Raw genomic sequence first — 11,676 nt, 5'->3', positions numbered from 1 at the left:
CGCTTTACGCGGGTCGACAGTGGTATCTACGGCCGTTGCTGCTACTTCCGCGGGTTGTTCTGCTTTGCGAGCCTTAGCACGTGCAATAGCGGCTTCTACCGCGGCTTTGCGTGGGTCAACGGTTTCTGTCGTTGCCTGCTGTTTTTCGGCCTGTGCTGCGCGTGCCTGTGCTTTACGTGCTTCTCGTGCGGCGGCAACTGCACTATTGTCTGGCTGCGCTCCGGCCTGAATAACAATCGGCTGAGTAGCCTGCTGCTGTTTTTCGCGAACGCGAGCAAGCGCGGCGTGGATGGCGTCCTGATCTTTCGCCGCAGGCTGTACGGCAGCCTTTTTATGCCGTGCTTCGCGGGCGATTTTCTCGCGTTCCAGGCGCTGCTGGCGTGCTTCAAAGCGCGCTTTAGCTTCTGCCGCACGCTGTTCTTCCTGACGGATGGCGCTGATTTCGGCCTTCTCCTGGCGGAAATACTGTACCAGCGGAATGCTGCTTGGGCAGACCCACGCACAGGCACCGCATTCGATACAGTCGGAAAGGTTGTGCGCCGTGGCTTTATCGTGCTGCTGGCCTTTGCTGAACCAGTAAAGCTGCTGTGGCAGTAAATCTGCCGGGCAAGCATCGGCACAGGCGCTGCAGCGAATGCAGCCTTTCTCTTCTTCGGGCTCACCCATTTCAGCGGCAGAAGGCGCCAGCAGACAGTTGGTGATTTTCACCACCGGCACGTCAAGCCAGGGCAGAGTAAAGCCCATCAGCGGGCCGCCCATAATCACCATTTGATCGCTGGTTGGGCAAAAATCGGCGTGTTTGAGCAGATGTTGAACTGGTGTCCCAAGACGCGCCCAAACGTTCCCCGGCTTACCGACGGATTCACCGGTTAGTGTCACCACGCGTTCGGTCAGCGGTTCGCCATCAATAACCGCACGTTTTACGGCGTAAGCGGTACCGACGTTTTGCATCAGTACGCCGATGTCCGATGAACGCCCGCCGTGTGGAACCTGTTTACCGGTCAGAATTTGTGTTAGCTGTTTTGCGCCGCCGGAAGGATATTTCGTCGGGATAACACGCAGACTAATTCCGTGGCAGTCAGCCAGCACAGCCCGCATCATTGAGATGGCCTGCGGTTTATTGTCTTCAATCCCGATTAGCACCTGCTGTGGCTGAAGAATGTGCGCGAGGATCTGAATGCCTTCGACAATTTGCGCGGCGCAATCCTGCATCAGGCGATCGTCGGCGGTGATGTATGGTTCGCACTCGGCAGCGTTGATAATCAGCGTGGTGATTTTGTCACCACCGCCGCGCAGTTTGTTACCCGTCGGGAAACCCGCGCCGCCTAAACCGGCCACGCCAGACTGGTGAATACGTTCGATGAGGGCTTCGCGACTGTGATTTTTGTAGTCGGCCCAGCCGTCACGGGTAATCCAGCGGTCTTCGCCGTCAGCGTCAATAATGACGCTCATCTCCGGCAGTGCAGAAGGATGGGCAGTGGCATGAGGTTCAATGGCAACAACCGTTCCGGAGGTCGGTGCATGAACAGGCAGCATACGTCCCCAGCCGCGGGTTAATGGCTGGCCGCGGAGAACGTGGTCGCCAGGCTGAACGGCGAGTTCACCTTCGGCGCCAATATGTTGTTTCAGCGGAATGACAAAACGCTGTGCGAGGGGAACCTGGCGCAGCGGGGTGCCGTTCGACTGGGTTTTCATTTCTGGCGGGTGAATACCCCCGTTGAAATCCCAGATTTTGTCTTTTCTGAAGGCGGAGAATAGCTTAAGCATGGTGTTCCACAGGAATATTTCGTACCGGGATAGTTTGCAAATCCCATTTCCAGCTGTCGGTCGTCGTCTCAACGGGACGTAACTCAATACACTGCGTCGGGCACGGCGCCACGCACAGATTACAGCCGGTGCACAGGTCGCTTACGACGGTGTGCATGGCTCGCGTCGCGCCAACAATGGCGTCTACCGGGCAAGCCTGAATACATTTGGTACAACCGATACAGTTATTTTCATCAATAATGGCAAGCATACGCGCGGGCTCAGCCGCATTTTCATCGCCACCAATCGGCTGCGGATCAACGTTGAGCAGCGTGGCGATTTTCAGCATCACGGCTTCGCCGCCGGGCGCGCAGCAGTTAATTTTTTCACCGTTGCTGACCGCTTCCGCATACGGACGGCAGCCAGGATAGCCGCACTGGCCGCACTGGCTCTGGGGCAGCAACTCATCAATTTTTTCAACAACCGGGTCATCCTCAACGGCAAAACGTCGTGAGGCGTAACCCAGAATGACGCCAAAAATCAGCCCCAACAGGCTGATTGCAGCGACAGCAATCCAGAAGGTCATCATTACAACTTCACCAGCCCGCTAAAGCCCATAAAGGCTAATGACATTAAACCTGCGGTGATCAACGCGATAGCGTTGCCCTTGAAGGGCGCGGGAACGTCGGATACAACAAGGCGTTCGCGAATAGAGGCGAACAGCACCATAACCAGCGAAAACCCGACGGCAGCTGAGAAACCATACAGCGCGGATTGCAGGAAGTTGTGGCCGAGATTGATGTTCAGCAGCGCCACGCCGAGTACGGCGCAGTTGGTGGTGATGAGCGGCAGGAAGATACCCAGCAGACGATAGAGCGCCGGGCTGGTTTTCCGCACCACCATTTCGGTGAACTGGACCACCACGGCAATCACCAGAATAAACGCCAGCGTGCGCAGGTAAACCAAATCCAGCGGGATCAGTATCCAGGTGTCAATCAGCCAGGCACAGATAGAGGCCAGCGTCATCACGAAGGTGGTCGCCAGGCCCATCCCCATCGCGGTTTCCAGTTTTTTGGAAACCCCCATGAACGGACATAGCCCCAGGAATTTCACCAGGACGAAATTATTTACCAGAACGGTACCGATAAAGAGCAATAAATAGTCAGTCATCATTCGACCTGTTACAAAAAAAGCTTCCTATTATCTGACAAAGTGACTTTGGCGACAACAGGCTAAGTGTGGGGGTATTACGCCTGAGTAAAGGTGCGTTTTACCCGCTGCGAGCGCTTGAAATAAGGAACAATCAGCGCAGCCGCCAGCAGCGGAAGCAGCAGTTGACGTACCGCAAGGTCGTCAGAAATCGGGGAAAAGGCGAAGGCTTTAACCGCCAACAGGACGCCAATCATCAGCCAGATAATGTAGTGTTTCGGTACGTTGTGGCGACGCTTGAAGAAGGCGATGGTCAGCCATAGCGTGTAATAACACATGGCAATAAACGACAAGAAGGACAGGGCGAGCAGCGTGATATTTGCCGCTCCCATCTCTTTAACCAGCCCAAGCGTTTGTGGTGTCAGCAGCACATAGCCAAATTTGATAAGCGTCAGGCAGATGCTTATTAACTGAACGATAAGCCAGGCCAACGGGCCAAGCAGCCATCCACCAATACGTTCTGCAGAATTATCTGACATTGTGTCTCCTGAAAATCAGCGCCAGTGAAGAGAGAAAAATACAGGCCGAGGAGTATAAGCAACTGGCGCTCTGGAAAAAACTACTATTGCACAAATCGCCAAACGGATTTTGGCACCTGGCCAACATCAAACAGCCGACCGCCGGAGACCAGCTCGGCGCGACGGTGGTCGGCGGCACGGTACATATTGATAAGTTCTTCAGTGTTGGTCAGCGAATAGTTAAGGTGATCGTAGAGTTTTTCAAGATTATCCAATGAACTGACTTTGCGGAATTTTAATAAATAATCCAAAACGGTCATTTGTGGGTATCCATTTATAATGTTAATGCTCACCGTACAATGTGTTTAAAGCAGCCTGGAGGGCTGAAACACGAAGCGGTTAATAGAGTTTGTACTGCTAATAGGTGGTTCGACATCCGTTTTTATCGAGCGTTCAGCGCAGATGACTAAACCTCAGCAGGATAGCCTGGATTATTTGGGTTATAGGCGGGAATTACAATAACAGAAAATGTGCTTATTGATTTTGACCCAAAAAAAGCGACTTTTTATGCAATCAGGGCGCGTTGCCGCACCCTGATTTCGCGGAAAATTAACGATTTTCGCCGCGGCTGGCAATCACATCTTTATACCAGAAGAAGCTTTTCTTACGTTTGCGCGCCAGATTTTGCTTATGGTCGACGTAGACAAAGCCATACTGTTTTTTGTAACCGTTCAGCCAGCTCAGCAGATCGATAAACGACCACGGATAATAGCCGCGGACATCAGCTCCCAGCGCAATGGCTTTTTCCAGCGCCTCTATGTGCACGCGTAAGAAATCGATACGTGGTGTGTCAACCACTTCGCCATCGACGATAGGATCGACGGCACCCAGACCGTTCTCGGTAATATAAATAGGAATATCACCGTAACGCTCTTTGATCATCATAATGCCGTCGGTTAACCCCTGTGGCCAGATTTCCCAGCCCCATTCCGTGTAAACACTCTGCGGATTGCGCACAAAATAGAACAGCCCTTCAACACCTTGCTCGCCGCTGACTTTCTCTACCGGCGGCGTGGCAGAAACGGTTTCACGCCGATAGTAGTTCAGGCCGATAAAATCACAGCGGTTTTTGCGCAGCAATTCGTCATCGCCCGGCGCAAAGCGCGGTACGCCCCACAGCGCCTGAGATTGCGCCAGCAGTTCGTCAGGGTAGTGGCCTTTCAGCACCGGGTCGTAGAGCCAGTGAGTATGGATGGCGTCGGCCAGCGCCGTCGCCGCTTTGTCTTCTGGGCTATCGGTCAGCGGTGAATGCGGTTGCAGCACGTTAACAAAGCCAATTTCACCTTTGATTTGCATCCCTCGGAAGGCTTTAACGGCCAGCGCATGGGCAATAAAGACGTGGTGGCAAGCCTGAATAGCGCGAGCCGGATTACGTACTGAAGGCGGGTGGCTTCCGGTAATGTAACCGTGACCAATAAAGACGATGGTTTCATTAAACGTTGCCCATTTCTGGACGCGTGACCCGAAGCGGGCATAGCACAGTCGTGCATATTCTTCGAAGGCTTCCGCCGTTGAACGAGCTTCCCAGCCGCCTTCATCCTGCAACGCCTGCGGGAGATCCCAATGATAAAGGGTAATCATTGGCTCAATATTGTGTGCTAACAGGTCATCAATCAGATCGCTGTAAAACTTCACGCCCGCTTCGTTTATCTCGCCGCGCCCGTTTGGCAGCAGGCGAGGCCACGAGATAGAGAAACGGTAGCTTTGCAGCCCCATTTCAGCCATTAGCTGGACGTCTTCTTTTACGCGATGGTAGTGATCGACGGCAATGTCGCCGTTTGTACCCTGATAGGTTGTCCCTGGCTGGTGGGAGAATATATCCCAAATAGACGGGCCTTTACCGTCTTCATCGTGTGCACCTTCAACCTGGTACGCTGCGGTAGCAGCACCCCAGAGGAAATTTGGGGGAAAAGCGGACATAAAACACTCCTTACCTGTGTGATATCACGAGTGTAAAGAGTGAGGTTAATGAGTGCAACCGGTTTCAGAAACCGGTTCCATAGATGAGATCCGAATCACTTTTTCAAGTAGAAGGGGTGATGGTTTTTTGCAGCGTCGCGGTAGCCGGCTCAGGCGGCTGATAATTATCAATGTGGTGGGCCACAATCAACAGCAGAACGGAGAAGCCCAGAATAATCCAACCAATTAATTCAACAATACGAGTCAATACGGAATTCATGAAATTTAGCTAACAGTCCATTGAGAAAATAATGCCAGAGCAAGATCTTAGCGTGCTGGCGTCACAACGCAAGTTTTCAGCCGAATCGTTTCGTCAGGTGGTGTTTATTTCATCAGTTGGCGGGTTGCTACGCCATAATGTTATTAAACTGTTGTATGAAACTAGCAGATGAGTTCAAATAAAGAAATCGATTACAAAACACAATCAAGCACATTAAATACAGAAGTGAGGCGACACATGAGTGACCAAATCCGTGTTGGACTAGTGGGTTATGGCTATGCCAGTAAGACATTTCACGCGCCGCTTATCAGCGGTACGCCGGGTATGGAGCTGTCTGTTGTCTCCAGCAGCGATGCGAGTAAGGTCCACGCCGACTGGCCAACGGTGCAGGTGGTTTCAGACCCAACCGCGTTGTTTAACAACCCTGATATTGATTTGATTGTTATCCCAACGCCGAACGATACCCATTTCCCGCTGGCGAAAGCGGCGCTGGAAGCCGGGAAAAACGTGGTGGTCGATAAACCTTTCACCGTGACACTGTCACAAGCTCGCGAATTGGATACTCTCGCCAGGCAGCAAGGTAAGCTGCTCTCTGTCTTCCATAATCGCCGTTGGGACAGTGACTTCCTGACGGTGAAAGCGCTGATCAACGACGGCAAACTGGGTGAGGTGGTCCACTTTGAATCACACTTTGACCGCTATCGTCCGCAGGTGCGCGCACGCTGGCGTGAACAGGCAGGGTTGGGAAGTGGTATCTGGTACGACTTAGGACCGCATCTGCTCGATCAGGCCGTCAGCCTGTTTGGTTTACCGCAAAGTCTGTATGTCGATCTTGGTCAACTGCGACCGGGCGCGCAGTCGACGGACTACTTCCATGCGGTCTTAACGTATCCGCAGCGTCGCGTGGTACTGCATGGCACACTGCTGGCGGCGGCGGAAACGGCGCGCTATATCGTGCACGGTACCGAGGCAAGCTATGTCAAATTTGGTCTTGACCCGCAGGAAGACCGCCTGAAAAATGGCGAGCGTTTACCGCAGTCGGACTGGGGTTACGATATGCGCGACGGCATCTTAACCACGGTAGAAGGTGAAACGCGGGTGGAAACCACGTTGTTGACGCAGCCCGGCAACTATCCTGCCTATTATGCCGCGATTCGCGATGCGCTGAACGGGATTGGCGAGAACCCGGTTCCGGCAAATCAGGCTATTCAGATTATGGAACTGATTGAACTGGGTATTGAGTCTGCGAAGCACAGAGCAGCACTAACGTTAGTGTAAGTGCCCAGAGATGGGAAAACCGGCAGGTTGGTCCTGCCGGTTTTTTTTATGCCTGTTTGACGCGCGCGATAAGCGCCTGTTTTTCCGCGGCGGTGAGGAATGCCATTTCCAGACCGTTGATTTGTGCCTGGCGAATCTGCGCTTTGCTCAGACCCGCAGCCGGAGCAGCGGTATGGTATTCGTGCTGAATATCAATCCCCTGGACTGCCGGATCATCGGTGTTAATGCTCGCCAATACGCCGTGCTCAAGGAAGGTTTTCAGCGGGTGCTGAGCCAGCGATGGCACGGTGCTGGTCTGAATGTTGGAGGTCAGGCAGGACTCGATGCCGATGCTTTTTTCCGCGAGGAAATCCATCAACGCTGGATCCTGTACCGCCTTCACACCGTGGCCAATGCGCTCAGCGCCGAGGTCGCGAATCGCCTGCCAGATGCTTTCCGGGCCTGCGGCTTCGCCTGCGTGTACGGTAATGCGCCATCCCGCATCGCGCGCGCGGCTGAAATGGTTCAGGAACAGATGCCCGGGGAAGCCGAGCTCATCACCCGCCAGATCGAGCGCGGTAATACCGTCACGGTGCGCAAGCAGCGCATTCAACTCTTCTTCACAAGCCGCTTCACCAAAGGTACGGCTCATAATGCCGATAAGGCGCGCGTCGACATTAAACACGCGACAGCCTTCTTTGACCCCAGCGATGACCGCTTCTACCACGCCGTCAACCGGCAGTTGGTGCGTCATCGCCATATAGCGCGGGGAAAATCGCAGCTCAACGTAGTGCAGACCGTTACGGGCCGCATCTTCAATGTTTTCATAAGCCACGCGGCGTACGGCATCCAGGGAGGCCAGAACCTTTACCCCCCAGTCAAGCTTGCTCAGGAAGCTTACCAGATCGGGTTCATTGCTGGTGACCTGCACGTGTGGTAGCAGGGTTTCAAGCGTAGTTGCGGGGAGCGCGAGATTGTACTGACGGCCAAGATCGAGAATGGTCTGGGCACGAATATTACCGTCAAGATGGCGGTGGACATCGGTTAAAGGCAGGTTGATATCAATCATGATCGCACTCGTTTTTTTAGTTAAAGTGCAAACCATTATACAACATGCCAGTAACCAGTTAAAAGCATTGAAAAAATACGGTTTTACAATCGCTTGGCGATACCATGAGGCAATTTTCAGCATTTTTGCATTAAGCGCAGTCAGCTCATCGTTGCTTTTGTCACCACTCCATATTCCCGCCTGCCGTTGTTGAGGTAAGTGGCGAATGGGCAAACAAAATAGAAAAGTGAAAAATATGTGGTGAAAACGCAGATGTTGTCATTTAATCACATAGCGCCAGTACAAATGGGTTTATTAGCATAAAGGGTTAAAGAGCGGGTTTTCACAACGCTATAGGTGTTTTACTATCTACAAAAAAATTATTTTCTTAGAGAGTAACTGAAAATTTAACTTAAGGATGAATGATGAAAATTGTTGTGGCTAGCGCAATCGTGGGTGTTGCTGCTATCTTTTCAGCGGCGATGATTTCTGGGAATATCGACTTTAAACCGCAGAATATTATACGGACAGATAACGGTCATGTGAACTTAGGTAAGGTTTACAGTGAAAAATCGTTAGTTGATGTGACGCTACGGTTCTCGGATGATAAGTCTTTGGTTTTCACAGCTAAAGATCTCTCCAGTGGGTCGTATATGAGCAGTGTTGATGAACGTATTCAAGCAATTCTGGATAATTATAACAAAGATAAATCGGACGATAAAAAAATCACCAAAGAGACATTAACGTTCAAAGTACCTGCAACTTTGATTCTGCAAACCCATACTGAATATCGCTCTGAAAACTTTCCATCATATGATCTGATGCTAAATAAAAAAGAGGTTGATATTGATAAGGATACTATTGTCTACAAGGCCATTTTCAGTGCGCTATCTGAATTTATGCATTCAGAAGATGATATTTTCAAAAGGACCTACTTTATAAAATCACCGCAATAACAATCGCTGCATTTTTATAGCCTGCCAACGGGCAGGCTTTTTTGTTGTCTGGACGCGACCAATATCCTGTTGAGAATAAGCCGCTCCGCACACGCTCATTTTTCCGTGTTATTGGCGACTAAGCGGGCCTTAAACTCTTCAATAGTGGGTACAGGGCTAATGCGGTGAATCATCCGGTGACAGTTTGAGCATACAAGGACGAGATCGTCGGATGTCGTAGTGACAGAACCAGTTGTTTCAGCTAATGGTTTGATATGGTGGGCTTCGCAAAAATCATTACCAATATCGCCATAGACACTTTTAAAGTTAAACCCGCAGACTTCGCATTCCAGATAACCGACAGCGCGAAGAACGGATGCCTTCTTTTGTTTTACGATGGCACTATTACGCTCTCGCCTGATGTGGGTAACTAGTATTTCTCTTCCTTCTGGCGCAGTATCCAGCAGATCAATATCGGGAATATCCGCTATTTCAGTATCAGAATTAACTGGCCTATGCTGCTGAAAATGCGCTGATTGCTTGTCTATTAATTCGCGGACCTGACGAATAAAAGGTTCAGCTTCCGGCGTCTGTGCATACCAAAGCGGAGAAGTACCAGGCCATCCCTTACCTTTGCCTGCCACCAGTGTTCGCTCCGACGGCGGTAGCAAATGTGCGTTCTGCGCTTTTGCACTGATATTATGATAAAAAATAGCATCTTTGAGATGTAATGCTGACGGTGCTTGTGTTTCTCTATAATCGCGGTAAACCGTCGCATCTTTATACCATCCAACAACGGCGAGACCTTTTTTATCAGGTGCTGTTGCAAGCCATACAACGGTGACAAACTCAGCATAGTCTTTATCGCTATCGGCTCCGAGTTTCGCGATATTAATGGTTTTCCCCTCGGTAACCTGGACGTATCCGTACACCGAACCATTGATGCTTACAAAATTACAAGCCTCATGTCCGATATTATTTTCGTTATATTTCCCGCCTTTTAAAGGGGAGTCATTCTCCGTAGCGCCGTGGTAATCGTTCATCCATCCTATATGGCAAAAGAGATATTTCATCATTTAAGTCCTATTTGCTATGCCAGATATCTATGAGTTCCTTTTTGAGGAACGGTAATCATTTGTTTCTGTTGGTGCAGAAAACTTAACGGTTGGTTGTTGCCACCCACAGAAAATTCGTTTGCGTTTTGATGCTCACTACGCGGCGACCAACCAACATTGGTAGTGCTGGCAATTAGTGCTTTTAACAGTCTATACCTATCGTGCATGTTGTTGATATAGCGATTTAAAGTAGATTACAGAGGCCGTCAATGAGCACCGATACCTTAGCCACATTATTTCAGTACAAGCAATGGATCGATTCAGAAACGCTGCGTGCGATAACAACCGTCGAAGCCGCAGCCTATGCGGAAAACCACCGTCTGGTACACCGGTTAATGAACCATTATCCATCACACTACCTCATGGGGACGCATGAAAAACCAGATTCATTCATTAACTCATTGTTAATTATGAATAAGAAGGAAATGCTGTTTGCATTGCTTTTCTACTGTTTTTCGGCGTTGCAGCTAAGTGTGTATTGCAATGTGTATTGCAGAATGAGGTGTTATGGCTGGCGAGAACAAGTTAAGCGACAAGGCGCTAAGGGCTTTGCATGGTAAACCCCAGCAAAGCCAAAAGATGGTTGCTGATGGTAGGGGACTGTCTGTCAGGATCAGCGTGAATGGCACTGTTAGCTTTGTTTTTTTCTTTAGACATTCCGGCCGACAGAGTGCCCCCATCTGGATGACGTTAGGCAAGTATCCAGATATGACACTTAAACAGGCTAGGGAGAAAAGGGACGAGTGCCGGGGATGGCTGTCACAGGGACTTGATCCACGGATAGAGAACAAACTCACTAAAGAGAGCCTGTTTACTCCGGTGACAGTTAAGAACGCTGTCGATTACTGGTTTGATAACTATGCCAGGGAAAAACGCAAAGAGACGGTGCGCCTCTATCGCCGTTATGAGAGATACATCTTTCCCTACATCGGTGGGTTTCCAGTCGAAAAATGCGGGCTGTCGGACTGGATAAAATGCTTTGAGCGAGTGAAGAAAATAGCACCTGTTCAGTCTGCCGCGATGCTGATTGAGTTAAAGCAGATCTTCAAATACTGCCGGGTGCGCCAGTATGTGCGATGTAATGTGCTGGATGACTTGAGTCCTGCAGATATTGGTAAGTATCAGAACAAGAGAGAACGGTTGCTTGAGGAAAGCTATGTTGCTGACCTGTGGGGCGTTTACTTTCATGGCAAGGGTAAAACCCGCGTAATGAATTACAAAAAACGGATGGCGATTTTGTGCCTTGTGTTTGGATGCCGACTCAGTGAGTCTCGTCTATCCACATGGGATGAATGGGACTTTGATAAATGGCTTTGGACGGTGCCGAAAGAGCACAGTAAAAACGGCGAAGAGATTATTCGTCCCGTCCCTCAAAAGATGCGCCAGTGGCTTGTAAACCTTCGTGAGGAGACTAAACGCCGTAAATACATAATGGGTGAACTTAAATCTAACTCGACAGTGAGTGCGATGGGATGTTCAAACTTCACTTCCCTCAAACATGAAAAACGCTGGTCATTACATGATTTGAGACGAACGTTCTCAACAAGCCTCAACGAGATGGGTGTTGATTTTATTGTGGTAGAACAGTTACTGGGGCACACCATAAAGGGAGTAGCCGGAATCTATAACCGCAGCAAGTATATTCCACAAAAACAAGAAGCACTGGACC

13 protein-coding genes are annotated in these 11,676 nt (G+C 50.3%); 4 read left to right on the top strand and 9 right to left on the bottom strand.

What is annotated here, in order from left to right:
• The 7 genes from rsxC to blr form a co-directional block, all read right to left on the bottom strand.
• Nucleotides 1–1,767: electron transport complex subunit RsxC (gene rsxC, locus GKAS_RS20040; RefSeq protein ID WP_051910817.1), on the bottom strand; the 1,767-nt coding region annotated here is incomplete at its 3' end.
• Nucleotides 1,760–2,335: an electron transport complex subunit RsxB gene (gene rsxB, locus GKAS_RS20035; protein WP_035896789.1), complete on the bottom strand. Its 576-nt coding sequence runs from the start codon at nt 2,333–2,335 to the stop codon at nt 1,760–1,762. The genes rsxB and rsxC, both read right to left, overlap by 8 nt.
• The gene (gene rsxA, locus GKAS_RS20030; protein WP_035896786.1) at nt 2,335–2,916 is read right to left on the bottom strand and encodes an electron transport complex subunit RsxA; all 582 of its coding nucleotides are present in this window, start codon (nt 2,914–2,916) and stop codon (nt 2,335–2,337) included. The genes rsxB and rsxA overlap by 1 nt, the downstream gene beginning before the upstream one ends.
• A 77-nt stretch (nt 2,917–2,993) precedes the next feature.
• Nucleotides 2,994–3,434 (bottom strand): DUF2569 domain-containing protein, encoded by a 441-nt coding sequence (locus GKAS_RS20025; protein ID WP_035896784.1) that lies wholly within the window; start codon nt 3,432–3,434, stop codon nt 2,994–2,996.
• Between the two features lie 83 nt (nt 3,435–3,517).
• A complete protein-coding gene (gene ydgT / locus GKAS_RS20020) occupies nt 3,518–3,733 on the bottom strand; it encodes a transcription modulator YdgT (protein WP_035896782.1) in 216 nt (71 codons plus the stop codon).
• A 289-nt stretch (nt 3,734–4,022) separates the two neighbouring features.
• Nucleotides 4,023–5,393: a GH1 family beta-glucosidase gene (locus GKAS_RS20015; protein WP_035896779.1), complete on the bottom strand. Its 1,371-nt coding sequence runs from the start codon at nt 5,391–5,393 to the stop codon at nt 4,023–4,025.
• Between the two features lie 103 nt (nt 5,394–5,496).
• On the bottom strand, nt 5,497–5,652 hold the full coding sequence (blr, locus tag GKAS_RS20010; RefSeq protein WP_035896777.1) for a division septum protein Blr: 156 nt from the start codon (nt 5,650–5,652) through the stop codon (nt 5,497–5,499).
• A 237-nt stretch (nt 5,653–5,889) separates the two neighbouring features.
• Between blr and GKAS_RS20005 the strand changes: the two genes are divergently transcribed.
• Nucleotides 5,890–6,930, top strand: coding sequence for an oxidoreductase (locus GKAS_RS20005; protein WP_035896775.1), 1,041 nt, complete (start codon nt 5,890–5,892; stop codon nt 6,928–6,930).
• Between the two features lie 46 nt (nt 6,931–6,976).
• Here the strand turns inward: GKAS_RS20005 and add are convergent, their stop codons facing one another.
• On the bottom strand, nt 6,977–7,978 hold the full coding sequence (gene add / locus GKAS_RS20000; RefSeq protein ID WP_035896774.1) for an adenosine deaminase: 1,002 nt from the start codon (nt 7,976–7,978) through the stop codon (nt 6,977–6,979).
• Between the two features lie 404 nt (nt 7,979–8,382).
• Between add and GKAS_RS19995 the strand changes: the two genes are divergently transcribed.
• Nucleotides 8,383–8,913, top strand: a complete 531-nt coding sequence (locus GKAS_RS19995; protein ID WP_035896773.1) for a hypothetical protein — start codon at nt 8,383–8,385, stop codon at nt 8,911–8,913.
• A 95-nt stretch (nt 8,914–9,008) separates the two neighbouring features.
• Here GKAS_RS19995 and GKAS_RS19990 read toward each other — a convergent pair whose 3' ends face one another.
• Complete coding sequence (locus GKAS_RS19990) at nt 9,009–9,968, bottom strand: HNH endonuclease (RefSeq protein WP_051910816.1); 960 nt, start codon at nt 9,966–9,968, stop codon at nt 9,009–9,011.
• Nucleotides 9,969–10,216: 248 nt separating this feature from the next.
• Between GKAS_RS19990 and GKAS_RS25150 the strand changes: the two genes are divergently transcribed.
• Both GKAS_RS25150 and GKAS_RS19985 read left to right on the top strand, forming a co-directional pair.
• Complete coding sequence (locus GKAS_RS25150; RefSeq protein ID WP_167540427.1) at nt 10,217–10,567, top strand: hypothetical protein; 351 nt, start codon at nt 10,217–10,219, stop codon at nt 10,565–10,567.
• Nucleotides 10,515–11,676, top strand: a 1,162-nt coding sequence (locus GKAS_RS19985) for a tyrosine-type recombinase/integrase (protein ID WP_035896772.1), incomplete at its 3' end; no start/stop codon positions are given. The genes GKAS_RS25150 and GKAS_RS19985, both read left to right, overlap by 53 nt.

The organism is Kluyvera ascorbata ATCC 33433 (genome assembly GCF_000735365.1).
Classification (GTDB): domain Bacteria; phylum Pseudomonadota; class Gammaproteobacteria; order Enterobacterales; family Enterobacteriaceae; genus Kluyvera; species Kluyvera ascorbata.
This window is presented reverse-complemented; position numbering and strand designations above follow the sequence as displayed.

Bases quoted from the DNA above. Each gene is read 5' to 3' on its own strand.
- GKAS_RS19990 (WP_051910816.1), bottom strand. From the start codon at position 9,968: ATGATGAAATATCTCTTTTGCCATATAGGATGGATGAACGATTACCAC.
- GKAS_RS20025 (WP_035896784.1), bottom strand. From the start codon at position 3,434: ATGTCAGATAATTCTGCAGAACGTATTGGTGGATGGCTGCTTGGCCCG.
- rsxA (WP_035896786.1), bottom strand. From the start codon at position 2,916: ATGACTGACTATTTATTGCTCTTTATCGGTACCGTTCTGGTAAATAAT.
- ydgT (WP_035896782.1), bottom strand. From the start codon at position 3,733: ATGACCGTTTTGGATTATTTATTAAAATTCCGCAAAGTCAGTTCATTG.
- GKAS_RS19995 (WP_035896773.1), top strand. From the start codon at position 8,383: ATGAAAATTGTTGTGGCTAGCGCAATCGTGGGTGTTGCTGCTATCTTT.
- add (WP_035896774.1), bottom strand. From the start codon at position 7,978: ATGATTGATATCAACCTGCCTTTAACCGATGTCCACCGCCATCTTGAC.
- rsxB (WP_035896789.1), bottom strand. From the start codon at position 2,335: ATGATGACCTTCTGGATTGCTGTCGCTGCAATCAGCCTGTTGGGGCTG.
- GKAS_RS20005 (WP_035896775.1), top strand. From the start codon at position 5,890: ATGAGTGACCAAATCCGTGTTGGACTAGTGGGTTATGGCTATGCCAGT.
- GKAS_RS25150 (WP_167540427.1), top strand. From the start codon at position 10,217: ATGAGCACCGATACCTTAGCCACATTATTTCAGTACAAGCAATGGATC.
- GKAS_RS20015 (WP_035896779.1), bottom strand. From the start codon at position 5,393: ATGTCCGCTTTTCCCCCAAATTTCCTCTGGGGTGCTGCTACCGCAGCG.
- blr (WP_035896777.1), bottom strand. From the start codon at position 5,652: ATGAATTCCGTATTGACTCGTATTGTTGAATTAATTGGTTGGATTATT.